Annotated in this window: 27 protein-coding genes; 16 read left to right on the top strand and 11 right to left on the bottom strand. The window is 64.8% G+C overall.

From position 1 onward, the window contains the following. The first annotated feature begins 196 nt into the window (after positions 1-196). The 3 genes from NG900_RS19160 to NG900_RS19150 all read left to right on the top strand — a co-directional run bounded on the left by NG900_RS19160 (position 197) and on the right by NG900_RS19150 (position 2623). Positions 197-487 carry an H-NS histone family protein gene (locus NG900_RS19160; protein WP_009240021.1) on the top strand — a complete coding sequence of 97 codons (291 nt, stop codon included), beginning with the start codon at positions 197-199 and terminating at the stop codon, positions 485-487. An 86-nt stretch (positions 488-573) separates the two neighbouring features. Further along, entirely contained in the window at positions 574-1302 is a 729-nt protein-coding gene (locus NG900_RS19155) for a GntR family transcriptional regulator (RefSeq protein WP_252682949.1), read from the top strand. Between the two features lie 259 nt (positions 1303-1561). Next, positions 1562-2623, top strand: coding sequence for a porin (locus NG900_RS19150; protein WP_252682948.1), 1062 nt, complete (start codon positions 1562-1564; stop codon positions 2621-2623). A 117-nt stretch (positions 2624-2740) separates the two neighbouring features. On the opposite strand, the gene NG900_RS19145 is transcribed toward NG900_RS19150, so the two are convergent. The 4 genes from NG900_RS19145 to flgA all read right to left on the bottom strand — a co-directional run bounded on the left by NG900_RS19145 (position 2741) and on the right by flgA (position 5814). After that, positions 2741-3466: a LuxR C-terminal-related transcriptional regulator gene (locus tag NG900_RS19145; RefSeq protein ID WP_252682947.1), complete on the bottom strand. Its 726-nt coding sequence runs from the start codon at positions 3464-3466 to the stop codon at positions 2741-2743. Between the two features lie 450 nt (positions 3467-3916). Next, positions 3917-4378 carry a flagella synthesis protein FlgN gene (locus NG900_RS19140; protein ID WP_252682946.1) on the bottom strand — a complete coding sequence of 154 codons (462 nt, stop codon included), beginning with the start codon at positions 4376-4378 and terminating at the stop codon, positions 3917-3919. Positions 4379-4495: 117 nt separating this feature from the next. Beyond that, complete coding sequence (gene flgM / locus NG900_RS19135) at positions 4496-4813, bottom strand: flagellar biosynthesis anti-sigma factor FlgM (RefSeq protein WP_252682945.1); 318 nt, start codon at positions 4811-4813, stop codon at positions 4496-4498. Between the two features lie 122 nt (positions 4814-4935). Further along, positions 4936-5814 (bottom strand): flagellar basal body P-ring formation chaperone FlgA, encoded by an 879-nt coding sequence (gene flgA, locus NG900_RS19130; RefSeq protein ID WP_252682944.1) that lies wholly within the window; start codon positions 5812-5814, stop codon positions 4936-4938. A 405-nt stretch (positions 5815-6219) separates the two neighbouring features. On the opposite strand from flgA, the gene flgB reads away from it, so the two are divergent. The 12 genes from flgB (at position 6220) to NG900_RS19070 (ending at position 17697) form a co-directional block, all read left to right on the top strand. Further along, entirely contained in the window at positions 6220-6675 is a 456-nt protein-coding gene (flgB, locus tag NG900_RS19125) for a flagellar basal body rod protein FlgB (RefSeq protein ID WP_252682943.1), read from the top strand. Positions 6676-6844: 169 nt separating this feature from the next. Beyond that, positions 6845-7252 carry a flagellar basal body rod protein FlgC gene (flgC, locus tag NG900_RS19120; RefSeq protein ID WP_252682942.1) on the top strand — a complete coding sequence of 136 codons (408 nt, stop codon included), beginning with the start codon at positions 6845-6847 and terminating at the stop codon, positions 7250-7252. Between the two features lie 28 nt (positions 7253-7280). Beyond that, the gene (locus NG900_RS19115; protein ID WP_252682941.1) at positions 7281-7937 is read left to right on the top strand and encodes a flagellar hook assembly protein FlgD; all 657 of its coding nucleotides are present in this window, start codon (positions 7281-7283) and stop codon (positions 7935-7937) included. 42 nt (positions 7938-7979) lie between these two features. Continuing rightward, entirely contained in the window at positions 7980-9197 is a 1218-nt protein-coding gene (gene flgE, locus NG900_RS19110; protein ID WP_252682940.1) for a flagellar hook protein FlgE, read from the top strand. A 31-nt stretch (positions 9198-9228) separates the two neighbouring features. Next, positions 9229-9966: a flagellar basal-body rod protein FlgF gene (gene flgF, locus NG900_RS19105; protein ID WP_252682939.1), complete on the top strand. Its 738-nt coding sequence runs from the start codon at positions 9229-9231 to the stop codon at positions 9964-9966. Between the two features lie 46 nt (positions 9967-10012). Further along, entirely contained in the window at positions 10013-10795 is a 783-nt protein-coding gene (gene flgG, locus NG900_RS19100) for a flagellar basal-body rod protein FlgG (RefSeq protein ID WP_252682938.1), read from the top strand. Positions 10796-10828: 33 nt separating this feature from the next. After that, positions 10829-11563 (top strand): flagellar basal body L-ring protein FlgH, encoded by a 735-nt coding sequence (locus tag NG900_RS19095; protein ID WP_252682937.1) that lies wholly within the window; start codon positions 10829-10831, stop codon positions 11561-11563. 10 nt (positions 11564-11573) lie between these two features. Continuing rightward, complete coding sequence (locus tag NG900_RS19090; protein ID WP_252682936.1) at positions 11574-12680, top strand: flagellar basal body P-ring protein FlgI; 1107 nt, start codon at positions 11574-11576, stop codon at positions 12678-12680. A gap of 28 nt (positions 12681-12708) precedes the next feature. After that, positions 12709-13803, top strand: coding sequence for a flagellar assembly peptidoglycan hydrolase FlgJ (gene flgJ / locus NG900_RS19085; protein WP_252682935.1), 1095 nt, complete (start codon positions 12709-12711; stop codon positions 13801-13803). A 126-nt stretch (positions 13804-13929) separates the two neighbouring features. Beyond that, positions 13930-15864 (top strand): flagellar hook-associated protein FlgK, encoded by a 1935-nt coding sequence (gene flgK / locus NG900_RS19080; RefSeq protein ID WP_252682934.1) that lies wholly within the window; start codon positions 13930-13932, stop codon positions 15862-15864. Between the two features lie 68 nt (positions 15865-15932). Then, on the top strand, positions 15933-16886 hold the full coding sequence (flgL, locus tag NG900_RS19075) for a flagellar hook-associated protein FlgL (RefSeq protein ID WP_252682933.1): 954 nt from the start codon (positions 15933-15935) through the stop codon (positions 16884-16886). A 67-nt stretch (positions 16887-16953) separates the two neighbouring features. Beyond that, positions 16954-17697, top strand: a complete 744-nt coding sequence (locus NG900_RS19070) for a YoaK family protein (protein ID WP_252683264.1) — start codon at positions 16954-16956, stop codon at positions 17695-17697. 30 nt (positions 17698-17727) lie between these two features. Here NG900_RS19070 and NG900_RS19065 read toward each other — a convergent pair whose 3' ends face one another. Beyond that, positions 17728-18987 carry an NAD(P)/FAD-dependent oxidoreductase gene (locus NG900_RS19065; RefSeq protein ID WP_252682932.1) on the bottom strand — a complete coding sequence of 420 codons (1260 nt, stop codon included), beginning with the start codon at positions 18985-18987 and terminating at the stop codon, positions 17728-17730. Between the two features lie 153 nt (positions 18988-19140). Here NG900_RS19065 and NG900_RS19060 point away from each other — a divergent pair, with 153 nt between their 5' ends. Continuing rightward, positions 19141-19869, top strand: a complete 729-nt coding sequence (locus NG900_RS19060; RefSeq protein WP_252682931.1) for a class I SAM-dependent methyltransferase — start codon at positions 19141-19143, stop codon at positions 19867-19869. Positions 19870-19921: 52 nt separating this feature from the next. Here the strand turns inward: NG900_RS19060 and NG900_RS19055 are convergent, their stop codons facing one another. From NG900_RS19055 to NG900_RS19030, 6 genes are read right to left on the bottom strand one after another with little or no spacing between them, the layout of a single operon-like run. Next, positions 19922-20359 (bottom strand): excinuclease ABC subunit A, encoded by a 438-nt coding sequence (locus tag NG900_RS19055; protein WP_252682930.1) that lies wholly within the window; start codon positions 20357-20359, stop codon positions 19922-19924. Between the two features lie 53 nt (positions 20360-20412). Further along, entirely contained in the window at positions 20413-20844 is a 432-nt protein-coding gene (locus NG900_RS19050; RefSeq protein ID WP_252682929.1) for a hypothetical protein, read from the bottom strand. A gap of 20 nt (positions 20845-20864) precedes the next feature. Next, positions 20865-22145: a beta-ketoacyl synthase N-terminal-like domain-containing protein gene (locus tag NG900_RS19045; protein ID WP_252682928.1), complete on the bottom strand. Its 1281-nt coding sequence runs from the start codon at positions 22143-22145 to the stop codon at positions 20865-20867. Continuing rightward, positions 22145-23371: a beta-ketoacyl-ACP synthase gene (locus NG900_RS19040; RefSeq protein ID WP_252683263.1), complete on the bottom strand. Its 1227-nt coding sequence runs from the start codon at positions 23369-23371 to the stop codon at positions 22145-22147. Before NG900_RS19040 ends, NG900_RS19045 begins: the two co-directional genes overlap by 1 nt. Positions 23372-23382: 11 nt before the next feature. Next, complete coding sequence (locus NG900_RS19035; RefSeq protein ID WP_252682927.1) at positions 23383-24111, bottom strand: 3-ketoacyl-ACP reductase FabG2; 729 nt, start codon at positions 24109-24111, stop codon at positions 23383-23385. After that, positions 24108-24605: a hotdog family protein gene (locus NG900_RS19030; protein ID WP_252682926.1), complete on the bottom strand. Its 498-nt coding sequence runs from the start codon at positions 24603-24605 to the stop codon at positions 24108-24110. Before NG900_RS19030 ends, NG900_RS19035 begins: the two co-directional genes overlap by 4 nt. Between the last annotated feature and the right edge of the window lies 1 nt (position 24606).

Raw genomic sequence — 24606 nt, 5'->3', positions numbered from 1 at the left:
CGCGACTGCGTCTGGCTTCATCTGATTCCTGGGGGTTGAAACTTGAGCATCCGGCCAGCCGAGTTCTGTTCTTTGGCTGAGTTGTGCAGTCGATGGCGTCTGTCAAAAATATTGAAATTTAATTTCAGTTATGAATACAATTGATCTAATATCCGAGCCACACCAAACTTCGCATCAGACTTTATCAGGAGCGCATATGGCGACATACAAGGAATTGATTGCACAGAAGGCCAAGCTGGAAGAGCAGATCGAAACGGCACGCGCCAAAGAACTGGAAGCCGTGATCCAGCAAGTGCGCCAGACGGTTGCCGAATATGGGCTGACGGCTGAGGACCTGGGGCTTGCCCAGCGCCGTGGCCGCCGTGCCGGTGCCAAGGCGCCGGTGCCGGCCAAGTACCGCGACCCGAAGACCGGCGCAACGTGGTCCGGCCGCGGCCGCGCCCCGGCCTGGATCGGCAAGAACCGCGATAAATTCCTGATCGCTTGATTGGCGCTTTGCGCGCATTGCGGCCCACCCGTCCGGTGGGCCGTTTGCATTGGTGCGGTTGAAGCGCCTTCCTGTATAACGACGGCATGACGCCCCGCCTGCCCAAATACCTCGAACTGGCCGATCGCATTCGGCTCGACATCCTGCACGGCACCTTGCCGGCCGGCAGCATTGCCCCCAGCGAGAATGAAGTCGCCCAGCGCTACGGTGTCTCGCGTTTGACGGCGCGGCGCACGCTCAATGAACTGGCCGCGCGTGGGTTGCTGAAGCGCTCGCGCGGGCAGCGCAGCGTCGTACTCGACCGCGTGGGGCCACACCGGCCGGTGCTGTACGCGCCGGGTCAGTCCGATGCGGCGCTGGAATACGTGCCGGGCGCCGTCTACACCGTCAGCGCGTTCCGGCTGGAAGCGGCCGACGACACCGTGGCCGCCGCGCTCGACCTGCAGACGGGGGCGCAGGTGGCCTTCGTGGAGCGCCGCGCGCAGGTGGATGGGCAGCCGATCATGCTGTTGCGCACGTGGCTGACTTCGCGGCTGGCGGCCATGCTCGAGGCCCGTGATTTTGAGGATCGCCTGTTCGTGCAGGTGTTCCAGCGCGCCAATCTGACCATCGCGCGCTCGCGCGAGGCACCGTTGGCCTGCGTGGCCGATGCCCATCAGGCGGCCCAGCTTGGCGTGCAAGCAGGCGTGCCGCTCGTGCGTGTGCGCCGCATCGGCTACAGCGTGGCCGACGTGCCGATCTCCCTCACCTACTGCGATTTCTCGCCGGAACGCTATACCCGCGAAGTCGACATCCGCGTGCTGCAAAACGACTGAAACCGCACTGCGCCACGGCGGTGCAGACACGGCGCCACACACGCCGAAACAGGGACTTGTCTGGCTGGGGTATTCAAGCTAGTCTGCGCCCCTTCCCCAGAAACATATTCATTTGTGAAGCGACGCTTTGCCGACGGCGTATTGGCACGGCTGTTGCATTCACTGCGCCATCTCAGCGGCGGCGGGTTGAGCCATCTGCCGCCTCAACGCTGATTCAGTCGATTCAACACACCGGAACCACAAGAGGGAGAAATCAACGATGCAACTCAAGCGACGTTTCACGCTGGCCGTGCTGGCCTTTGCTGCTGCACTGACCGCAGGTGCCGCGCAGGCCCAATCGTCCGTGACGTTGTACGGCCAGGTGGACGCCTGGGCGGGTGCCACGAAGAACCTGGGCCAGGACCGCGCCTGGGGCGTCAACTCCGGCGGCATGTCGACGTCGTACTGGGGCATGAAGGGCAGCGAAGACCTGGGCAACGGCCTGAAGGCGATCTTCACGTTGGAAGCCTTCTTCCGCCCCGATACCGGCAAGTTCGGCCGTTTTGATGGCGACACCTTCTTCGCCCGTAATTCGTTCGTCGGTCTGCAGTCCAATTCGTGGGGTTCGATCAAGCTCGGTCGCAACACGCCGCCGTACTTTGTTTCGACGATCCTGTTTAACCCGTTCATCGACTCGTACACCTTCTCGCCAATGGTGTTCCACACCTACCTCGGCAACGGCCGTACGGGTGCAGCCGGCATCTCGGGCCTGGTGGGCGATTCGGGCTGGAACAACTCGATCATGTACTCCACGCCGGACATGGGTGGCCTGACCGCCAACCTGATCTACGGCGCGGGTGAGCAGGCCGGCCACAACGGCCAGAACAAGTGGGGCGGCAACGTCCTGTACTTCCACGGTAACTTCGCGGCCACGGCGGCGTTCCAGCAAGTGCGCTTTGACGGCGCGCCGGGCGACCTGAACAGCCTGGTGGCGGGCTTCTCGCGCCAGAGCGCGGCGCAGCTGGGTGCTACGTATGACTTTGGCGTGGTCAAGCTGTATGGCCAGTACCAGTACATCAAGAACACGATCAACACGGGCGACGCCAAGAGCAACGGCGGCCAGCTGGGTGCATCGATTCCGGTGGGCCCGGGCAGCATCCTGGCTTCGTACGCCTACACCAAGACCTCGGGTGCGGCTGACGTGAAGCGCAACACCTGGGCGGTGGGCTACGACTATTCGCTGTCCAAGCGCACCGATGTGTATGCCGCGTACTTCCGCGACAAGGTGTCGGACCTGTCGAGCGCCGATACCTTCGGTGTAGGCATGCGCGCAAAGTTCTAAGCCTTTCGCGTTCCCGTTTTCCTTGTCACCGCCCGCGTCTCGACAGCGCGGGCGGGCATTTTGCAGCGGCGTCCGGATTTCTCCGGGCGCCGTTTTTTGTTGTGCGGCGGAAAAACGTCAGGCGGTGCGCGCCAGCCGTAACGGAGGCGAGGGAAGCGAGGGCTGCAATGCGGCCTCGCCCGCGATTTGCGGTTGATTCAGCAGCATGGCGCCGCGCTGCGTGGCTACGAAGACGGCCTCGGTGCGGCTGCGCACTTCCAGGCGGCGATATAGCGCATTGATATGCGCCTTCGTCGTCGCCTCCGAAATGCTCAGCATGCGGCTGATGGTTTTGACCGGATGCCCGCGCGATAGCAAGACGAGAATCTCGTATTGGCGCTGCGTCAGGCCCAGTAATGCGCAATCGTCACTGCCATTGGGTGCGCCTGCGGCAATGGTGTCCGGCCGCGTCAGCACAATGGAAGGCGGCACATAACGTCCGCCTGCGAGCACCAATTCCAGTGCCGCCGCAATCAGTTTGCCGGAATAGCTTTTCAGCAGATATGCCGACACATTCAATTGCATCAACGTGCGCACATGCGCGGCGGAATCGGTTTCGCCCAATACGGCGATATGTCTGGGATGCGGCTGCTGCAATAGCCGGGAGAGCGCCGGCAGATCGTCGATGCCGGGCAGCGGCAGGCCGATCAGGGCGAGTTCGGCGTCCGCATGCGCCGCAAGATTCTCAAAGAGGGCGTCGTCCGGCTCGATGCTGACGACCTCAGTCACGGCCGGCAACGATTGCAGAACATGCGTTGCACCGGCCCGCACCAGAGGGTGCGCCTCTACCACGATTGATTTCACTGCGCTGCCTGTCTGGTTATGGTTGTTTTCCCATTTCCGGATCTGCTTTCGCTGCAGGGCTTTGGACCGGCAGATCCAAAATCCATGCAGACGTGCTTGTGGAAACGCAATGGCGCGCGGTCTCGGTATATTCCCCGTTCAACCAGCGGTCACCACAGTGTGGTGCTGCCGGGCCGAAACCTTAGCACGCCATTCAGGCGCAATTTCCTTCCGGTTTTGCTTGTTTATGTCGCCAGGCGCGGAGCATTAACCCCGCCAAAATCGCAGAATAAATCCCCAGCTTGCTTGTTGCACCCATCAATGGGATGTAAACCTTTTTGTTTACCCCGATCGGATGTGTACTAGGCCCCTCGATAGATAGCAGTATCAGGTGGCAGCAGCTAGCCCCACTTCACGGCCATTGACGTGGGCGTGAAGCGGGGTGTTCGTCCCAAAAAAAGGGGTGGTGGCTTACTGTGCGACGACCGAGAAGCTCGGCATTGACAGCGGTTGCTTGCCGTTGCGGCCGTAAGGCGTGCCGCCGCCATTGTTGGCGGCATGCAGGACGGACAGCGCGTTCTGCGTGGCGCGCAGGCGCAGGTCGATCAGGGTGCCGTTGTCGGTATTGCGCTGGCGCAGCAGGCGGGCCAGGGCCAGATTCTCGTCGAACAGGCGGCTGGCGGTTTCGTCCGAGCGCAGGTATTTGACCAGCCCGTACGGATCGGTGCCGCCGTGCTGCGCCCACCACAGGCGGCGTTCGCGGTCAGCCTCGGCCAGAGCGGCCAGCTGTTTCTGCTTGGTCTGGGTGATGCGCTCGAGTTCGTCCATGTCGCCATCGCGCAACGCTTGCGCTTCGGCATCCAGGGTCTGGGTGGTGGCGCGCAGCAGTTCCTGCTCGTCGGCAAGGGTGCGGAGCAGCAGTGTGTTGTCCATTTGGCTACCTCAAAGCGTGAGCTTGGGCAGCCGCCGGCTGGCACACCGCCCCGCCGCAGCAGTCCGAATGGACTGGCGGCATTAGAAAAGACGAGGGACGGACGACGGGAAACCCCGTCAGACCTTCTTGGAATGCGTGGAAAGCAGCGACTGCGCGTCGGAAAGCGCGGCGTCGGCGATCTTGCCGGCGTCCATCTTGAGCGTGCCGTTCTGGATGGCGTTGCGGATCTGCTCGACGCGCGCGGCGTCGAAGTCGCCGCTGCCTACCTGGCGGGAGACTTGTTGGACCGACAGCAGCGGCGCATCGCCGTGGCTGCGGGTCGGGCCCGACGCCGTTGTGGGGGCCGAGGGCGATCCGGTCGCGCGCGTCGACCCGGACGCTGCGTCCTTGGTCGGCGCGATGGCCGGCGTGTTGTTGATATGGTTGATTTTCACGGGTGTCTCCGAAGAGCGCGTTCATCCTAACACCCATATCGGCCAACCCCGGCCCAAACTTTAGCGGCGGGTATGGATTGCGCATCACGGCGTGAAAGTGATCCATCAATCTCAATCACCGCTCAGAACTGCACGGCCACGACGCCTGCTGATTGTGCGATCCCGGAAATCACGTTGCCGTTGGCGGTGCGCACCTGCGCCACCTGGCCTACCGCGGCCTGATTCATCGCCCGGCCGTCGCTGGTGACCTGGAAGCCGCCACCTTCAGCGACGAGCTTGACGGTCTGGCCCGCCTGCACAGCGATCGGCAGCCGCAGGCTCTCGGCGCGCAGCGGCTGGTTGGCCGCCACGCTGGTGAGCAGTACGCGCCCCACCACGTCGGCGGGCTGCTGCACCACGGAGGGCGGCAGCATCGACAGATCCCCCGTGCGGGCTTCCAGGTCCGCCATGTCGAGCGTCTTGCCCGGCGGCAACTGGTGCGAGGCCACGTAATACGTCCCCGTGATCTGGATGGTGGCCGGGACCCACGCCGCCCAGGCGTGCGGCGAGCGGCAGCGCACGCCCACTTGTATACGGCCGCGCAGACGGTTGGCCGCCGGCAGCATCAGGTCGATCTGGTCGCACGGCTGGTTGGCCACGCGCGGGTCGACCGGGCCCACTTCCACGGACGCACGCGGCGCGCCGGCCTCGTTGGTGCCGCCCAGGATGTCCAGTTGCGACTGCAGTTGCTGCCGGATCTGCATCTGGATGGCGTTCGGGCCCTGGATGGTGGTCTGTGCGGCCGGTTGTACGGCTGGGGCTGGCGCAGGCATGTTGGCGGCGGCCGGCGGATAGCCGACCCGCACCATCCCCTGGGCGTGCGCCAGGATCGGATGCGCAACGCTGGCCAGCAGGCCCAGTGCCAGGATCAGCAGCAGCGCGCGCCGGTGCACGGCCAGCGGCTTGGCCGTGGCGGCGGATCGGGTGGGTTGCTGAGCGCTGCGTGCAGACCGCGTGGACATGGAAAGCCCCTTCATCAAAAGTCCGGTGAAGTGTAGTCACGCGCGCGGGGGCGCCAAATCCTGAAATGTCGGCCAATCCCCCCCTTATTCGGACGAATGGTCTTGCCAGCCGGCCCCTAGACTTTGCAACGTGGTGAAGTCCCTGGCGTTGTGCGGTCTGTGACTGTGCAGCCTGTCCCGGGCGCCGGTTTCCCGGCCGGCTTTCGGATTCGCAGACAGGTCTTTTCCACTGAGGCTGCATGACGGCAACTCAGCAACACGGCGGTTAGGGGGACGGCATCGGCGGTTTTGAAGGGGCTGCCGATGCCGGGTTCTCCGGCGTGACGGAACACGCAACAAGCACACGGAATACAACCCGGCGGGTGGCGCAGCAAGCAGGGCGCCCACGCGCAAGGAATGACAGACATGGTCGACAAGCTGGATCAGTTGTTCGGTTTTCAGGAGCAGGCGCTGCACTTGCGTTCGCAGCGACACCAGATCCTGGCCTCGAACATCGCCAATGCCGATACGCCCAACTACAAGGCGCGCGACTTCGATTTTCAGTCGGCGCTGCAGAAAGCGGTCGGCCAGCAAAACGGCAGCAGCCTGCCGATGACGGCCACGGCCGCCGGGCACCTGTCGGTTGACGGCGCGCCGGCCGGCGATGTGACGTTGATGCAAGCATCCCTGTCACAACAGACCAAGGCGCTGCAGGGCGAGGTGCAGTACCGCACGTCGCAGCAGCCCTCCATTGACGGCAACACGGTGGACATGGATGGCGAGCGCATGCGCTTTGCCGACAACACGGTGCGCTACGAGGCCGACCTGACCATCGTGACGCAGAAGATCAAGTCGATGCTGGCGGCCATCCAGAACAGCTAGCACGCACGAAGCAAGACGACCGCGCAGCAGCAATGCGCGGCGAAAGAGGGGCGGGAACTGTGTGGCGCTCCGGGGCGGGTGATATCCGCCCGGAGCATGCCGCCATACAGAACACACCGAGGACACACCGGTTCGGACCGGCAACAGTTTTGAAGACAGCGGAATCAACATGTCGCTATTCAAGGTGATGGATGTGGCTGGCAGCGCGCTCACCGCGCAGTCCAAGCGGATGAACGTGGTGGCCTCCAACCTGGCCAACGCCGAGAGCGTGACGGGCCCGGATGGCCAGGCCTATCGCGCCAAGCAGGTGGTGTTCTCGCCGGTGCAGGCGTCCGACGATTACGCCACCGGCGTGTCGGTCGACCGCGTGGTGGAAGACACCGTCACGCCCATGAAGCGCATGCACCAGCCGGGCAACCCGCTGGCCGATGCCGACGGCTACGTGACCATGCCGAACGTCGACGTGGTGGATGAAATGGTCAACATGATTTCTGCGTCGCGCTCGTACCAGGCCAACGTGGAGGTTGCCAACACCACCAAGACAATGGCCTCCAAGGCCCTCACGCTCGGCCAGTAAGCCGCCTGCCATTCCACAAGGGACGACCATGACCATCAGTTCGACCACCGGCGCCACCAGCACGGCAGCTGCCGCCAGCCCTGGCGGCATGAGCAGCCAGAGCGGCGCAGACCTGCAGAACACGTTCATGACACTGCTGGTGACGCAGTTGAAGAACCAGGACCCGCTCAACCCGATGGACAACTCGCAGATGACCGCGCAGTTGGCCCAGATCAACACCGTCAGCGGCATCCAGCAGCTGAACACGACGATGTCCAACATGGCCCTGCAGTCGGCAGCCTCGCAAGGTGCCGCGCTGATCGGCCGGACGGTGGCGGCGCCGGCTTCGAACCTGACTCTGGCTTCGGGTGCGGCCAATTTCGGCATCTCGGCGCCCAGCGGTGCGGACGACGCGGTACTCACGATCACCAACGCTGCCGGCGTGGCGGTGCGCACCGTCGATCTGGGCGCGCTGCCGGCCGGTACCAGCAATTTCACGTGGAACGGCAAGGACGACAAGGGCAACGCGCTGGCCGACGGCCAGTACGCGATGTCGGTGTCGGCCAAGCTGGCGGGCAAGACGGCGGCAGCCAGCACGCTGGCCACCACCACCGTCACCGGCGTCACCATCAACAACGGCACCACGCAACTGCAACTGGCCACGGGCGGATCAGCCCCGTTGTCCAGCATTACGACCATTCAATAACAGGCTGTCCGCAGCGCTTTCATCTTCCGACGGGAGAAATCAATGGGTTTCCAGCAAGGCTTGAGCGGTCTCGATGCCGCCTCCAAAAACCTCGACGTGATCGGCAACAACGTGGCCAACGCCAACACCGTGGGCTTCAAGTCCGGCACGGTGGATTTTGGCGACGTCTACGCGCGCTCGCTGGTGGGTGCCACCGACAATGCGGTGGGCCAGGGCGTGCAGGTGACCAAGGTGACGCAGGCGTTCACGCAGGGGAACATCACGGTGACGGGCAACCCGCTCGATATCGCCGTCAACGGCACGGGTTTCTATCGCATGGTCGATCCGGGCAGCGGCCAGGTGTCGTACACGCGTAACGGCCAGTTCCAGACCGACAAGAACGGCTACATCATCTCCGCCACCGGCCAGAACCTGACCGGCTATGGCGTGGACAACACCGGCAAGGTCAACACCGCCGTCCTGCAGAACCTGCGGATTCCGGTGAACGATCTGGCGCCGCTGGCGACAACCAACACCGCATTCGCCATCAACCTGGACGCGGCTGCCACGCCGCCGGCCTCGTCGCCGTTCCTCTCCACCAACTCGGCCACGTTCAACCACTCGGTGTCCGAGCAGGTCTACGACGGCACGGGTACGCCGCACATGCTGACCAACTACTACGTGAACACCGCGCCCGGTCAGTGGAGCGTGTATTCGCAGGTGGATGGCGTCGGGCAGACCTCGCCCAACGCGGGCGGCGCGATCGCCACGCTCACCTTCAACAGCAGCGGCCAGCTGACCACGAACCCCAGCAAGATTCCGGTCACGTTTGGCGGCATGACGATTGCCAACGTCGACCTGACGGGTACGACGCAGTACGGTGGCGGCTTCAACGACACCACCGTCACGCAGGACGGCTATGCCACGGGCCGCCTCGCCAGCTACGGCGTGGGCACCGACGGCACCATCACGGCGCGCTACTCCAACGGCCGCACCGCGGTGCTGGGCCAGATCGCCATGGCCAACTTCAAGGCCGATAACGGCTTGCAGAACATCGGCGGCAACCAATGGGTGGAAACGGCGGATTCCGGCGCGCCCACACTCGGTACGCCTGGCATGGGCTCGTTCGGCCTGCTGCAGGCGTCGGCGGTGGAACAGTCCAACGTCGATCTGTCTGCAGAGCTGGTCAACATGATCATTGCGCAGCGCCAGTACCAGGCCAACGCCCAGACCATCAAGACGCAGGACACCATCCTGCAGACCTTGGTGACCGGCCTGTAACGTTCGCTGACCGCCTACACCGGAGCCCTGCATGGACCGCTCGATCTACGTGTCGATGACTGGCGTGAAGCACCTGTTCGACCAACAGGCTGCCAGCGCGAACAACCTCGCCAACGCCAGCACCACCGGCTTCAAGGCACAGATCGACGCGTTCCATACGGTGGGCGTGCAGGGCGACGGCTCGCCCACGCGCAGCTACGTGATGGCCTCGGCCATCGGCACGGACCTCACGCCAGGCCCGATCGAGACCACCGGCCGCAGCCTGGACGTGGCCATCGACGGGCAAGGCTTCTTTGCCGTGCAGACGCCCGATGGCGGCGAGGCCTACACCCGTGCCGGCACGTTCCAGTTGGGCGCTGACGGCACGATCCAGACGCTCTCGGGGCAGCCCGTGCTGGGTGACGGTGGCCCGATCACGCTGCCGCCCAGTACCACGGTGCAGTTCGCCAAGGACGGCACGGTCAACGCGATCAGCGCCGACAGCCGCACGCCGCCCGTGGCACTGGGTCGCCTGAAGCTGGTGAATATCGACCCGTCAAACCTCGACCGCGGCACCGACGGCCTGTTCCGCCAGCGCGACGGTCAAGACGCCGGCGTGGACGAGAAGGTGCGCATTACCGGCGGGGCGCTGGAAGGCAGCAACGTCAACCTCACCGACTCACTGGTCAACATGATTGAGATTTCGCGCCAGCTCGAAATGCAGATGAAATCGCTGCACACGAGCGACACGAATGCCCAGTCGGCCAATGAACTGCTGCGCCACGCCTGATGCAAAAAGCGGCGGCGCTTAATCAGATTCAACCAAGGACTCGAACATGATTCGCTCCCTGTGGATTTCCAAGACCGGGATGGACGCCCAGCAATCGCAGCTGGATGTCATCTCGAACAACCTGGCGAACGTCAACACGACAGGCTTCAAGCGCTCGCGCGCCGTGTTCGAAGACTTGCTGTACCAGAACGTGCGCGAGCCCGGTGCGCAGTCCTCGCAACAGACCACGCTGCCTTCTGGCATGCAGATCGGGACGGGCACGCGCGTGGTCGCCACCGAGCGTCTGCACACGCAGGGCAACCTGCAGCAGACCGGCAACTCAACCGACGTGGCCGTCAACGGCGCCGGCTTCTTTCAGGTGCAGATGCCCGACGGCACGCTGGCCTACACGCGCGACGGCAGCTTCCAGATCAATGCACAAGGTCAGCTCGTGACCTCCAGCGGTTACCCGATCCAACCGGCGATCACCGTGCCGCAAAACGCCACCAGCCTGACCATCGGCAAAGATGGCGTTGTCACCGTCACCACGCCGGGCGCCGTTAACAACACGCAGGTGGGCACGTTCCAACTGGCCAACTTCATCAACCCGGCCGGCCTGCGCAGCATGGGCGAAAACCTGTACGCCGAAACCGAAGCGTCCGGTACCGCCACCCTGGCCAACCCGGGCTCGAACGGCGTGGGCGCCCTCAATCAGAACTACGTTGAAACGTCCAACGTGAACGTGGTGGAAGAAATGGTCAACATGATCCAGACGCAGCGCGCGTACGAGATCAACAGCAAGTCGGTGCAGACGTCCGACCAGATGCTGGAGAAGCTGTCACAGCTCTGAGCCGGACAGCGTAGTTTTTAAGGATGTAGTGCGATGCATACCCCCCCGGTTTACTCGCTTGCGGATAGCGGCCGCGCTGTCCGGTTCGTTCGATTGGCTGTGCTCGGCACGGCAGCCTTGCTCGCGACGGCGTGCGGCATGCTGCCGCCGCCGGCCCCGATCGTGCAGGGTCCGACCACCGCGCGCCCGCCGATGCCGGTGATGGCGCCGCGTCAGAACGGGGCGATCTACCAGGAAGTGGCATCGGGCAGCGGCGGCTTTCGCGGCATGTTTGAAGACCGCCGCGCACACATGGTGGGCGACACCATCACCATCGTGATCACCGAGAACACGGCGGCCAGCAAGCAGACTTCGGGCAGCGTGAACCGCTCCGGCAGCATGAGCGCTTCGGTGCCGACGTTTGCCGGCATGAACGCCGGCGTGCTGTCGCTGCTGGGCATCTCGGCCAGCGACGCCAACAAGTTCGACAGCAAGGGCGCCAACGGTGCGCAGAACAACTTCACTGCCACCATCACCGTCACGGTGGTGGAGGTGCTGGGCAACGGCAACCTAGTGGTGAGCGGCGAGAAGCAGATGGCCGTGGGCCAGGGCACCGAGTCCATCAAATTCTCGGGCGTGGTCAACCCGACCACCGTCAACAATCAAAACACCGTGCTGTCCACCCAGGTGGCGGACGCACGCATGGAATACCGCGGCACGGGTTATGTAGCCGAGTCGCAGCAGATGGGCTGGCTGTCGCGGTTCTTCCTGACCGTGTCACCGTTCTAAGGGGTCTGCCATGACTTTGCAGCGAATCATCGGCGCGGCCCTGGTGGCACTGAGCGCAATTTCAGGTGCGGCGCACGCAGACCGCATCAAGGACCTGACCACCGTTGCCGGCGTGCGCGACAACGCGCTGATCGGCTACGGCCTCGTCGTCGGCCTGGATGGCAGCGGTGACCAGACCACGCAGACGCCGTTTACCGTCCAGAGCTTCAACAACATGCTCACGCAGTTCGGCATCAACGTGCCAGCCGGCGCGAGCATCCAGTTGAAGAACACCGCCGCCGTGGTGGTGACGGCCACGCTGCCCGCGTTTGTGCGGCCGGGCCAGACGATTGATGTGACGGTGTCGTCCATCGGTAACGCCAAGAGCCTGCGCGGCGGCACGCTGCTGCTCACGCCGCTCAAGGGCGTGGACGGCCAGCTCTACGCACTGGCGCAAGGGAACGTGGTGATCGGCGGCGCAGGCGCGTCGGCCAACGGCAGCAAGGTGCAGATCAACCAGCTGGGCGCCGGCCGCATCGCCAACGGGGCGACGGTGGAACGCGCGGTGGCGGCCACGGTGGGCGAGGCTGGCAGCGTCCAGCTCGACACCGGCACGACCGACTTCGGCACCGTGCAGAACATCGTCACCGCCATCAACAAGCAGTTCGGTTCGGATGTCGCCCAAGCTGCTGACGGCCGCACGATCAACGTGCGTGCGCCGGCGCTGGCGTCGGACCGCGTTGGGTTTCTTGCCAAGCTGCAGAACATTGACGTGACGCCGGCGCTGGCCGCCGCGCGCGTGGTGGTCAACGCCCGTACCGGCTCGGTGGTGATGAACCAGCTCGTCAAGCTTGAACCCTGTGCAGTGGCGCACGGCAACCTGTCGGTCACCATCAGCACCGATCCGGTGGTGAGCCAGCCGGCGCCGTTCTCGCAAGGGCAGACGGTGGCGGCCGCGCGTTCGAACATCGAAGTCAAGCAGCAGGGCGGCAGCCTCATCAACGTGAAGGGCGGTACCAACCTGGCGGACGTGGTCAAGGCCATCAACGCGATTGGCGCCAACCCGCAAGACCTCATCTCGATCCTGCAGGCCATGAAGGCAGCGAACTCGCTGCGCGCCGAGCTGGAAATCATCTGACGCCGGGGCAAGGTAAGGAAAACTCACCATGAACCCGACCGACCTCACTAGCCGTCTGGCGCTCGACTCCAAGGGTTTCGAGTCGCTCAAGCAGACCGCGCGCACCGACCCCACCGGCGCCACCAAGACCGTCGCCAAGCAGTTCGACGCGATCTTCGTGAACATGATGCTCAAGCAGATGCGCGATGCATCGCCGCAGAACGGGCCGCTCGATTCATCGTCGAGCAAGATGTACACGTCGATGCTCGACCAGCAGCTTTCGCAAACCATGGCCGCGCGCGGCGTGGGTGTGGCCGACCAGCTGCTCAAGCAGATGCTGCGTCAGGCCAACCGCGTGAACCCGGATGCGGCGACCACGCCGGTGAACACCGCGCTGTCCAACACCACGGCCACCAACACCGCGCTGGGCAGCACCGGCGCCACGGGCGATGCAGCCAAGGCCATCGCGCGTTCGTCGCTCAACAGCATTGCCGCGTCTGCCACGTCTGCCGCATCCGGCACCGAAGATGACGGCTCGGGGATCAGCACCGTGCCGCGCCCCGGCCTGGAAGAACGCGTGCAGCGTGCGCTCGCCGCCCTGCGCAAGCAGGCCGAAGCGGAAAAGACGACGGCCAGTGCGCCGCCCGATGTGGACTTGTCCACGGTGGCGTCCGAGCCGCGCGGCGATCGCATGAGCAGCTTTTACAACAAGCTGATCGGACATGCCTCGCAGGCGGCACAGGAAACCGGCATTCCGGCCAATTTCATGATCGGCCATGCCGCGCTGGAATCCGGCTGGGGCCGCCGCGAGATCAAGGCCCGCGACGGCAGCAACACGCACAACCTGTTCGGCATCAAGGCCGGCGGCTCGTGGACGGGCAAGACGGCCGAGGTGACGACCACCGAATACGTGGGCGGCATCGCCCACAAGGTCAAGGAGAAGTTCCGCGCCTACAGCTCATACGCCGAGGCGTTCAAGGACTACGCCAACCTGCTGTCCAACAACCCGCGCTACAGCCACGTGGTGGCGGCCGGCAACGGCAACGATGCGGCGTCGTTCGCCAAGGGCTTGCAGCGCGCGGGTTACGCCACCGATCCGAACTACGCCCACAAGATCATGGCGGTGCTCAAGCAGATCGCTTAGGTGACGCCTGAAGCACACAACACCGCATCGGCTGGCTCAAGTTTGTTCTGGGCCGGCCGATGTTGTTTCTAGGGTTCATCCAGGCGGCGTTGTGCTGCCTGGTTCGAGACCATCCGCGAGACAGACATGAGCAGCTCCCTCCTGAACATTGGCGCGACCGGCCTGCGTGTTGCCGACATCAACCTGCAGGTGACCGGCAACAACATCTCCAACGCCAGCACGCCGGGCTATTCGCGGCAGCAGGCAGTGCAGACGGAGAACATCCCGATGGCCAGCGGCGCGGGCTTTCTGGGGCAGGGCGTTAACATCACCACGGTCAAGCGCATCTATGACCAGTACCTGACCGCGCAGGTGCAAAGCGGCCAGGCGTCGGCCAGTGCGGCAAACCAGCTCAACACGCTGGCTTCGAGCCTCGACAAGTTTCTCTCGGACAGCAACAGCAGCCTGGGCCCGGCGCTCACCAATTTCTTCAATGCCGCGGATGGGCTGGCGTCGAATCCCTCCGATACCTCCACGCGGCAGGTGTTCCTCAGCGCGGCCTCGGCGTTGCAGAGCCGGTTCAATGCCATCGCCAATCAAATGAACGGGCTGGCCAGTCAGGTCAATCAGCAGGTTCAGTCGCAGGTCAGCACGGTCAACGGCATCAGCCAGCAGATTGCCGCGCTGAACAAGCAGATCGCCGAGGCCGAAGCGCAATCCAACCAGCCGGCCAACGATCTGCGTGACCAGCGCGACCAACTGGTGCAGACGCTCAACCAGTCGGTCAAGGCCAGCGTGGTGCAGACCAGCGACGGCCAGTACAACGTCTACGTCGGCAACGGGCAGGCGCTGGTGCAGGGCAACCAGAGCTATCAACTGGCGGCGGTGAGCTCGCCGTACGATCCGAATCAGCTGTCGGTCGGCTACAAGGGGCCGGCGGGTATTGTGATGATTGCCGACAGCCAACTGGGCGGCGGCGCGCTCGGCGGGCTGATGGATTTTCGCCAGAACACGCTGGTGCCGGCGCAGAACAGCCTGGGCCAGCTGGCGGTTGCGGTGTCGGCCGATATCAACGCACAGAACCAGCTGGGCATGGATGCCAACGGCAACATGGGCACGGCGATGTTTTCCACGGCAAGCCCGAGCGTGGCCGCCAGCAATGCCAACACCGGCACCGGTACGCTGACGGCCACCATCACCAATGCCAACGTTGGCAAGGGCCTCGATTACCAGGTGCAGTACGCGGGCGGCAACTACACGGTGTCGCACTACCCTCCGGATGGCTCCGCCGCCGTGACGGTGACAAGCTGGCCGACCACCATCGACGGCGTCACGCTCAACCTGGCCGGTACGATGAACAACGGCGATTCGTTCCTGGTGCGGCCGACTGCCAATGCGGCATCGACCATGCAGACGCTGATCACCGATTACCACAACGTGGCGGCAGCCACGCCGGTGGTCGCCAACCTGGGCAGCAACAACACGGGCGGCGCATCGGTGTCGTCGCTGACGGTGAACAGCACGTATCCCGGGGCGCCGCTCACCTCCCCCGTGACCCTGACATACAGTTCTGCCAGCGGCACGCTGTCGGGCTTTCCGGGCAGCGTGACGGTCACGGCCAACGGCGTCTCGACCACCTATTCGGGCAGCGTGCCCTATACCCAGGGCGCCACCTACGCATTCAACGGCGTCCAGCTCACGCTGACCGGCAGCCCGGCCAACAACGATACCTTTACGGTGTCGGCCAACAAGGCCAACAGCACCGACAACGGCAACGCCAGCGCACTGGCCGGCCTACGCAATGCCACACTGCTCAACGGCGGTACGGCCACCATCGGCTCGGTGTGGAGCGGCGTGGTCACGCAGGTGGGCCTGAAGGCCAATCAGGCCAGCAGCAACCTCACCTCGCAGCAGGCCTTGCTCGCCAGCGCCACCGCGCAGCAGCAGTCGGTGTCCGGCGTCAACCTCGACGAAGAGGCCATGAACCTGATGAAGTACCAGCAGGCCTACCAAGCCTCGGCCAAGGTCATGCAGACGGCCAATTCGCTGTTTGATTCGCTGCTGTCGATTGCCGGCCGCTGAGCCAGGCGCTGAAGAATCGCGCACATCTGCCGATATAGAACGCTAGAGATTCCTTTCCGGGCCCGATCATGCGAGTCAGCACCGCGCAGTTTTATTCCCAGTCCACTACCTCGATGCAGGGCGCGCAGTCGAACCTGGTCAAGCTGCAGCAGCAGCTTGCCTCCGGCGTTGCGCTGAACTCGGCCGGCGACGATCCTGCAAAGATGGACCAGATGCTGCAGCTGCAGCAGGCGCAGGATGCCAACGACCAGTACCAGGCCAACCGAGACGCGACCAATGCGCGCCTGAACACGGTGTCCTCGGCGCTGACGGACACGATCTCCACCATTCAGCAGGGCCTGCAGTCGACGATCTCGGCCAACGTCGGCACGCTGTCGGACGCGCAGCGCGTCTCCATCCTGTCGCAGGTTCAGCAGCAGTATCAACAACTGGTGTCGATCGCTAACCGCAAGGACGCCACGGGGGTGTCCTTGTTTGGCGGCGCCAACAGCGTGGCCACGCCATTCATCACCAGTGGCGGCACGGTGCAGTACGTAGGTACCGGGCAACCGCCTACCGTCCAGGTTGCGTCGAACATCTCCATGCAGAATTCGGTGGCGGGCGATGCTGTGTTCATGCGGGTTCCGAACAGTGACCCGGCCAACCCCAATGCCAACCAGAGCGTCTTCAAGACCTACGAGAATCTGATCGCGGCACTGTCTCAGCCGATCACGGCGGGCGGTGGCGGCGTTGCTGCCATCCAGACGGCCGTGCAGACCGCCGAAGGCAACCTGAACAGCGCGTACCAGGCGGCGCTGCAGGCGCAGGTGACCGTGGGCTCGCAGCAGGCGCAGATCACCACGCTCAACAGCAGCGGTTCCGACTATGCGCAGCAGTTGAAGGAGCAGATCTCCAACCTGCAATCGGTCGACTACACCAGCGCCATTTCTCAGTTCTCGCAGCAGCAGACCGCCTTGCAGGCCGCGCAGAAGACCTTTGCGTCCATGCAGGGGCTGTCGCTGTTCCAGTACATCAACCCCTGATCCGCTGCGGGTGGGCGGCAGGAGGGCGCGGCGTATCATGTCGGCTCACCTACCGTCGGGATTGGCCATGCCCATCCAATACCTCCGCCGCCTGACCAGCCCCGAACGCTCGGAGGCGGCAAACCGGCGCCTCGGGCAATCCCTTGCTTTTGTCGCGGGCGCGGCCAACGCAGGCGGATTCCTCGCCGTCAAACAGTACACGTCGCACATGTCCGGCATCGTCTCGGCGATGGCCGACGACCTCGTGCTGGGCGATCTGGTGCTCGTGCTGGCGGGCTTTGCCTCGCTGCTGGCGTTCCTGTGCGGGGCGGCCTGTACGGCGGTGCTCGTCAACTGGGGGCGCCGGCGCAGCACGCAAAGCGAGTTCGCGCTGCCGCTCATGCTGGAAGCGGGGCTGTTGTTGCTCTTCGGGCTGATGGGCACGTCGCTGGGGCAATACCGCGTCGTGTTCGTGCCCGCCACGGTGGCGCTGCTGTGTTTCCTGATGGGGTTGCAGAACGCCATCATCACCAAGATCTCGAAGGCGGAGATCCGCACCACGCATGTGACCGGCCTGGCCACCGATATCGGTATCGAGATCGGCAAGGCGCTGTACTGGAACCACGGCCATCCCCACCTGCCGACGGTGGTCGCCAACCGACCCAAGCTGCGGTTGCTGGCCTCGTTGCTGGGGATGTTCTTCGTGGGTGGGGTGGCCGGTGCCCTCGGGTTCAAGCACCTTGGCTATGCGGCCACCATTCCGCTGGCTTCGATCCTGATGCTGCTGGCCGTGGTGCCGGTGGTGGATGATCTGCTGACGCGCCGCCGGTAGCGGCCGACACATCGCCGAGCGCCGCGCAGATCAGGCGTTCTCCATCCGGCACACCTCGTACAACGTATTGAAGCGCCGCACCGGATCCGCCACGAACGGATTGCTTTCGTCCCACGCATAGCCGGCCAGGATTGCGCTGATCATGCGGCGGATGCCGGGGGCGTGGCGTGGGTGGAAGATGATGTCCTGCAGCTCGCCCGTGTACCAGCGCTCGACGAAGACGCGGAACGTGTCGACGCCCTTGCGCAGCGGCTTGTCGTAGTCGGCCAGCCAGTCGACGGTTTCGCCGTCGAGCTGGCGGATGAGCGCGCGCGTGGCCAGCTCGGCCGACCGTAGGGCGATTGTCACGCCCGACGAGAACACCGGGTCGAGGAACTCCCCTGCGTTGCCGAGCAGCGCATAGCCCGGCCCATACAGGCGCTCGACGTTGGCGGCATACCCGCCGATCTGGCGTACCGGCATCAGGAACGGCGCGTCGCCGATCAGCGCGGCGATGTTCGGCTCGCTCTGGATGAGGCGGCGCAGGGTGGCTTCGCGTTCGGCCTCCGGCACATCGAGGAAGCTCGCTTCGGCCACGCAGCCCACCGACGAGCGGCCGTTGGCCAGCGGGATCATCCAGAACCAGACGTCGCGGCGCTCGGGGTGCACGGCAATGCAGATCTTGTCGCGGTCGGTGCTGCCGGCGGGCAGTGCGTCGCGTACGTGCGAGAACAGCGCCGCGCGTGTCGGCATGCCGGTCGGCGCTTCGAGGTTCAGCAGGCGGGGCAGCACGCGGCCAAAGCCGCTCGCGTCGAGCACGAAGCGGGCGTGGACGGCATAGGCGTTGCCGGTCTCGTCCTCCACTTCCAGCACGGGAGCATCGCCCGGCTGCATGGCGCGCACCGTATGGCCGAAACGCACGTGAGCACCTTGCTGGGCGGCGCATTGAATGAGCACGTTGTCGAATACCGCGCGCTCGACTTGATACGTCGTGCCCCAGCCGGCGGAATGCTTGTCGCGAAAATCGAACGACGCGGTTTTGTCGCGGTGTACAAAATATGCGCCGTTCTTGTATTGGAATCCGGCCTCCACGACGGCCTGCAGCATGCCCGCCTGTTCGAGATAGGCCATGCTTTGCGGCAGCAGGCTTTCGCCAATGGAGAAGCGCGGAAAATGTTGGCGTTCAAGCACCAGCACATTGCGACCGGCCTGCCGCAGCAGTGCTGCTGCCACCGCACCGGAAGGGCCCGCGCCAATGATGGCGACGTCAACGTGTTCGTGCTTTTCGATGGCTTGAGAGGTGGAGTGCATTATCGTTTGTAAATATCGCTGTCTGTTTGGCCGCTGCCGAGATAACGCGCGAGCTTACGTCTTCCAAATCGCTTTGAAAACCGGCATTCATTGTCGGTACAATGCGCCAGCTTTGAATACCCGCGCTGATTTTCAGAACAACACCGTTCATCCATGGAAACCACTTCAACGCCTGCGCATGTCGGTTCGTTTGTGCCGGAAACCGCATTTGGTGTCTGGTTCCTGCGCACGTATACGTGGGAGCACCATGTGCTGCGCGTTGCCATCAACGACCTCAAGCGGCTAATGACCACGCCGTTGCCCGAAGCGCCCGTGTTGGTGGATGTAGGCTGCGGACAAGGCATTTCGTTCCGTCTACTGGAGCAAGCGTTTGCGCCGCGGCGCATTGTCGGGGTGGATTGCCATGCGCCGTCGCTCGATGCCGCACGCAAGGCGGCAAGCGCAGTCGGCACTTCCGTCGATATCCTGCAGGGCGACTGCGCGGCGCTGCCTCTGCCCGATGCCAGCGCCGACATCGTGTTCTGCCACCAGACGTTTCATCATCTCGTCGAACAGGAACGGGCGCTGGCCGAATTCCGCCGCATCTTGAAACCGGGTGGTGTGCTGCTGTTTGCCGAATCGACCGACGCGTATATCAAATCCTGGGTGATCCGTTTGCTGTTCCGGCATCCGATGGAAGTTCAAAAGAGCGCCGACGGTTATCTGCAGATGCTGCGTACCAGCGGTTTCGATTTTGATCAGCGCAACGTTTCGCTGCCGTATCTGTGGTGGAGCCGCGCGACCGATTTCGGCCTGTTCGAGCGCCTGGGCCTGCATCATCCGAAGCCGGGCAAGCGGCGGGAGACACTCGTCAACGTCGTCGCCACCAAGCCTGCTGTCTGAAGGTGGCCGGGCCACCGGCCGAGTGCTTCGGCCGGCAGCGCCTGCTGGCGTCTTACTTCTTCAGGGTCACGACCTCGCCCTTCAGCGCCACGCCCGACATGATGGCGCCCGAGCCGCACTTGAAGTCCGTTGCGCTCTCCGTCAGGTTGTTCTTGTAGTTGCTCTTGATGTTGATGACTGCGTTGCCGCCCATTTGGCGCGCGCGTTCCTGCAGGGCCAGCACGGCCGACAGGAAGACGTACTGGCACGCCGCTTCGTCGCTGCGTCCAACACCGTTGGTCTTCTTGTTGGTGGCGATCTCGCCCATCGACTTCGCAACCGCTGCGTGCTTCTGGCCGGCAAAAACCAGCGCGATGTCGCTACCGACCTTCTCCGAGCCCTCGCTGTGGAGGGCGGCGTCGATCGAGTACGAATCGACGTCGTTACGGGCCAGGGCGGCGGTGCTCAACGTGGCAAGGCACAGGGCAGCCAGCATCAGGTGACGTTTCATTCCAGACTCCTTGTTGTTGGTATGACGGTTGGGGAAGGGCCTGCGACGACTGACTACTTGTTGGGCTCGACGGTAACGAGCTCGCCGCTCACGCGCAGTGCCGCCGACACGCCGCTGACGCCGCAGGTGTAGTTGCTGGCGTCGGTGCTCACGGTCGAGTGGAACCAGGTCTTGATGTTGATCACGGCGTTGGCGCCGCGGTCGTGCGCAACGTTTGCGAGCTGGCGCAGGGCATCGGCCAGCGTGGCGTTGCAGATCTCGACCTCGGTGGCGGTCTTGCGCGGCGGGTGGGACGACTTGGTGACTTCGCCGAGCTTGGTCAGAACGGCCGGATGCGGCTGGTCGCCAAAGTACAAGGCCACGCCGGGCGCGAACTGCTGCGATTGCAGCACGGGCTGGATCGGATACGTCACGACCTCGGTGCGCGCGTGCGCAACCTGGGTCAGCATGGCGATGCTTGCGGCCAGCAGCAATCGGGTTTTCATCGTGAGCACTCCTGTTCTTGTTATTGCGTTGAAAAATCGCCGCCATGGATGGCATTGGCGTCAAACATCAGGCCGGCGCAACTGCCGCCGAACCCGAAGGAAATGGACAGCGCCCGCCCGATGCGCGCCGCACGCGTCTGCCGAACCAGCGGCAGGCCTGCGACGGCCGGGTCGGGCGTTTCAATGCCGGCCGAACCTGCGATAAAGCCGTCGCGCATCATCAGCAAGGTATAGATGGCTTCGTGTGCGCCTGCTGCGCCCGGCGGATGGCCCGTGAGGCTCTTGGTGGCCGAGAACGGCGGCACTTCCGCCCCGAACACGGCTTGCAGGGCGAGCAGTTCTTCCACGTCGCCCGACGGTGTCGAGGGAGCGTGCGTGTTGATGTAGTCGGGGCGGGCGCCGGCTTCATCCAGCGCGCCCTGGAGGGCGCGGGCAATGCCTGGCGCGCGCGGCGACACCATGGAACCGACATCGGTGCTCTGCCCGAAGCCCGTCAGCTCTGCGTAGATGCGGGCGCCCCGGGCACGCGCGTGGCTGAGCGATTCCAGTACCAGCATGCCGGCCCCGGAGGCCAGCACGAAACCGTCGCGGGCCACGTCGTATGGGCGCGATGCACGTTGGGGCATGTCGCCCGGCGCCCGCGAGAGAGCGCCCATGGCATCGAAGAACAGCGCGTAGCTGTCGTGCAGCTCTTCCGCGCCGCCGGCCAGCATGACGTCCTGCTGGCCCGAGCGGATCCAATGCGCTGCCTGCCCGATCGCCAACGCCGACGTGGTGCAGGCCGATGACGGCGAATAGCTGATGCCGCCCATCCCGAACACCTGCACGAGGTTGGCCGAGATCGTGCTGCTCATCACCTGCGGCACGATGTAGGGCGAGGCACGTTCGACGCCACGTGTGCGGACGGTGTCCAGCGCAGTGTCGTAGGCAGCCAGCGCACCGCTGCCCGAGCCGGCGACGAGCCCTGCGCGCGGCGTGTGCAGGTCGGCAGCATCGAGGCCCGCGTCGTCGATGGCGTTGCGGGCAGCGTGGCACGCCATGCGTGCGGTGTCACCCATGAAGCGCTCGAACTTGCGGGCAAACAGCGGCAGGTCATGCAGGTCAGCCACGCCCGCGACCTGGCACGACAACCCCATCGCCTGCCAGGCCGGCATGTGCGACAGGCCCGAGCGCCCATCGCGCAGCGCGGCCGATACCGCGTCGAGCGTATTGCCCAGGCACGACACGATGCCCAGGCCTGTCACGACCACGCGTTCCGGTGCTGCAAACGGACCCACTGGGCGCAAGGTGCTGACCGGCATCAGGCGGCGCGCTTGAAGATCAGCGAGGTGTTGATGCCGCCGAACGCGAAGTTGTTGCTCATCACGTAGTCGGTGTCGAGCGTGCGTGCGCTCCCGGCGATGTAGTCCAGCGGCGCGCAGGCCGGGTCGACGTGTTCGAGGTTGAGCGTGGGCGCGTACCAGTTGCGCTTCATCATCTCGATCGTCCACCACGCCTCGATGGCGCCGCATGCGCCCAGCGTGTGGCCGATGTAGCTCTTGAGCGAGCTGATCGGCAGGGTGGGGCGGAACACTTCTGCCGTGGCCTGGCTTTCGGCAACGTCGCCCAGGTCGGTAGAGGTGCCGTGCGCGTTGACGTAGCCGATGGCGTCTTGCGGCAGTTGCGCGTCCTGCAGGGCCATGCGCATGGCCTGGGCCATGGTGACGGCGGTCGGCTGCGTGATGTGCGCGCCGTCGGAGTTGCAGCCGAAGCCGACCACCTCCGCATGGATGCGTGCGCCGCGCGCGACGGCGTGGTCGTAGTCTTCGAGCACCAGCGTGGCCGCGCCTTCGCCCACCACGAGGCCATCGCGCGCTTTGTCGAACGGGCGCGGTGTGAGGTGCGGTTCGTCGTTGCGCGTGCTGGTGGCGTAGAGCGTGTCGAACACGGCCACGGCAGGGGCGGAGAGCTCTTCCGCGCCGCCGGCCAGCATCATGGTCTGCTTGCCGGTGGCGATGGCCTCGTACGCATAGCCGATGGCCTGGCTGCCCGATGCGCATGCGCACGACGTGGGGATGATGCGGCCCTTCAAGTCCCAGAACAGCGCCACGTTCACGGCCGCGGTGTGCGGCATCATCTGCACGTAGCTGTTGGAGGTGACGCCCTGCATGGAGCCCGTATCGAGCATGCTGCCGAACGCGCGGATCGGCTGCACCGAGCCCGACGACGAGCCATAGGCCACGCCCATGCGGCCATCGGCGATAGAGGTGTCACCCGTGAGCCCCGCATCGGCCAGCGCCAGCTCGCTCGCACGCACGGCGTACACCGACACCGGCCCCATCGAGCGCGTTTTCTTGCGCGGGTATTCCGGCGGCGTGGTGAAGGACGGCAGCGGACACGCCAGGCGCGCGTGCAGCGTGTCGAAGTAATCCCACTCCGGCATGCGGCGCACGGCGTTGCGGCCTTGTTCGATGGCCGATTGGATCTCGCTCCACTCGGAGCCCAGCGCGGTGACGCCGCCCATGCCGGTGACGACCACGCGTTTCATCAGGCGCTTCATCAGATCATCCCGCCGTTGACGCCGATCACCTGCCGCGTGACGTACGACGCCGCATCCGACATGAGGAAGCCCACCACCGCCGCCACCTCGGCCGGTTGGCCGACGCGGTTCATCGGTACGGTTTGCAGGGCCTGGTCCAGATGTTCGACGTGCGAGAGCATCTCGGTCTCGATCAGCCCCGGCGCCACGCAGTTGACGGTGATCTTGCGCGAGGCCAGTTCCACCGCCAGCGCTTTGGTGGCGCCGATCAACCCGGCCTTGGCGGCGCTGTAGTTGACCTGCCCGCGGTTGCCCATCACGCCCGAGACGGACGCGATGGTGACGATGCGCCCGCCCTTGCGCGCCCGCACCATCGGCATGGTGAGCGGATGCACGACGTTGTAGAAGCCGTCCAGGCCGGTCTCCAGCACGATGTCCCAGTCTTCGTCGGTCAGTGCGGGGAAGGCGGCGTCGCGCGTGACGCCCGCGCACAGGACGATGCCGTAGTAGGCGCCGTGCGCTTCGACATCGGCTTCGAGTTGGGTGCGGCAGGCGTTGCGGTCGCGCACGTCGAACTGCAGCACGCTCGCTGTGCCGCCCTGCGCCTGGATGCCGGCCACCACGGCCTCGGCCTCGTTGCGGCCGCTGCGGCAATGCACCGAGACGTCGAACCCGTCCGACGCCAGCTGGTAGGCGATCGCGCGGCCGATGCCGCGGCTGGCGCCCGTCACAAGAACACGGCGGCTCATGCTGTGAAACTCCCTTCGATGAATGCTTGAAAATCGGTCGGCTGATACACCTTGATGACCGCGTTGGCCAGGCGCTTTTTGGCACCACCGCCGTCAGTGCTGATTGTGCACTCGTAAGCGCCGTGACCCTCGGCACCGCGCAACAGCTCGCGCGCCTCGATGCGCAGCGGCTGCCCGTGCGGGAACGCCGGCACGCTGGCTTCGTATTTGCGTGAACCCAACAGCACGCCGGGCCGTGCGGGCTTGCCGTCGCGCGTCGACAGCAGGCCGACGTGCGCGGCAATCGCCTGCGCCATCAGCTCGATGCCGATCCACGCTGGCATGTTGCCCTCCGCGTCGGCATACCAGGCGGCGGGGTCGGCGTGCGCAATGGCCGCCAGGAATTCTTCGTCCCAACTGTCGACGCTTGCGAGCAGCAGCATGGTGCCGCGATGCGGCAGGATCGATTCGATGGGCGCGGTGGGAAAGGCCGCGCCCGGTTGCGTATCCGTCATG

Source organism: Ralstonia soli, from assembly GCF_023955655.1.
GTDB lineage: Bacteria > Pseudomonadota > Gammaproteobacteria > Burkholderiales > Burkholderiaceae > Ralstonia > Ralstonia soli.
The sequence above is the reverse complement of the archived record's forward strand: the minus strand, read 5'-3'. Positions and strand labels throughout refer to the sequence as shown.

Excerpts from the sequence above, each read along its gene's own strand:
- flgK (WP_252682934.1), top strand. The coding sequence starts at position 13,930 with ATGAGCAGCTCCCTCCTGAACATTGGCGCGACCGGCCTGCGTGTTGCC.
- NG900_RS19095 (WP_252682937.1), top strand. The coding sequence starts at position 10,829 with ATGCATACCCCCCCGGTTTACTCGCTTGCGGATAGCGGCCGCGCTGTC.
- NG900_RS19115 (WP_252682941.1), top strand. The coding sequence starts at position 7,281 with ATGACCATCAGTTCGACCACCGGCGCCACCAGCACGGCAGCTGCCGCC.
- flgL (WP_252682933.1), top strand. The coding sequence starts at position 15,933 with ATGCGAGTCAGCACCGCGCAGTTTTATTCCCAGTCCACTACCTCGATG.
- flgF (WP_252682939.1), top strand. The coding sequence starts at position 9,229 with ATGGACCGCTCGATCTACGTGTCGATGACTGGCGTGAAGCACCTGTTC.
- flgA (WP_252682944.1), bottom strand. The coding sequence starts at position 5,814 with ATGTCCACGCGGTCTGCACGCAGCGCTCAGCAACCCACCCGATCCGCC.
- flgE (WP_252682940.1), top strand. The coding sequence starts at position 7,980 with ATGGGTTTCCAGCAAGGCTTGAGCGGTCTCGATGCCGCCTCCAAAAAC.
- NG900_RS19055 (WP_252682930.1), bottom strand. The coding sequence starts at position 20,359 with ATGAAACGTCACCTGATGCTGGCTGCCCTGTGCCTTGCCACGTTGAGC.
- flgB (WP_252682943.1), top strand. The coding sequence starts at position 6,220 with ATGGTCGACAAGCTGGATCAGTTGTTCGGTTTTCAGGAGCAGGCGCTG.
- flgG (WP_252682938.1), top strand. The coding sequence starts at position 10,013 with ATGATTCGCTCCCTGTGGATTTCCAAGACCGGGATGGACGCCCAGCAA.
- NG900_RS19090 (WP_252682936.1), top strand. The coding sequence starts at position 11,574 with ATGACTTTGCAGCGAATCATCGGCGCGGCCCTGGTGGCACTGAGCGCA.
- NG900_RS19050 (WP_252682929.1), bottom strand. The coding sequence starts at position 20,844 with ATGAAAACCCGATTGCTGCTGGCCGCAAGCATCGCCATGCTGACCCAG.
- NG900_RS19065 (WP_252682932.1), bottom strand. The coding sequence starts at position 18,987 with ATGCACTCCACCTCTCAAGCCATCGAAAAGCACGAACACGTTGACGTC.
- NG900_RS19035 (WP_252682927.1), bottom strand. The coding sequence starts at position 24,111 with ATGAGCCGCCGTGTTCTTGTGACGGGCGCCAGCCGCGGCATCGGCCGC.
- NG900_RS19140 (WP_252682946.1), bottom strand. The coding sequence starts at position 4,378 with ATGGACAACACACTGCTGCTCCGCACCCTTGCCGACGAGCAGGAACTG.
- NG900_RS19040 (WP_252683263.1), bottom strand. The coding sequence starts at position 23,371 with ATGAAACGCGTGGTCGTCACCGGCATGGGCGGCGTCACCGCGCTGGGC.
- NG900_RS19045 (WP_252682928.1), bottom strand. The coding sequence starts at position 22,145 with ATGCCGGTCAGCACCTTGCGCCCAGTGGGTCCGTTTGCAGCACCGGAA.
- NG900_RS19030 (WP_252682926.1), bottom strand. The coding sequence starts at position 24,605 with ATGACGGATACGCAACCGGGCGCGGCCTTTCCCACCGCGCCCATCGAA.
- flgC (WP_252682942.1), top strand. The coding sequence starts at position 6,845 with ATGTCGCTATTCAAGGTGATGGATGTGGCTGGCAGCGCGCTCACCGCG.
- NG900_RS19160 (WP_009240021.1), top strand. The coding sequence starts at position 197 with ATGGCGACATACAAGGAATTGATTGCACAGAAGGCCAAGCTGGAAGAG.
- flgJ (WP_252682935.1), top strand. The coding sequence starts at position 12,709 with ATGAACCCGACCGACCTCACTAGCCGTCTGGCGCTCGACTCCAAGGGT.
- NG900_RS19150 (WP_252682948.1), top strand. The coding sequence starts at position 1,562 with ATGCAACTCAAGCGACGTTTCACGCTGGCCGTGCTGGCCTTTGCTGCT.
- NG900_RS19155 (WP_252682949.1), top strand. The coding sequence starts at position 574 with ATGACGCCCCGCCTGCCCAAATACCTCGAACTGGCCGATCGCATTCGG.
- NG900_RS19060 (WP_252682931.1), top strand. The coding sequence starts at position 19,141 with ATGGAAACCACTTCAACGCCTGCGCATGTCGGTTCGTTTGTGCCGGAA.
- NG900_RS19070 (WP_252683264.1), top strand. The coding sequence starts at position 16,954 with ATGCCCATCCAATACCTCCGCCGCCTGACCAGCCCCGAACGCTCGGAG.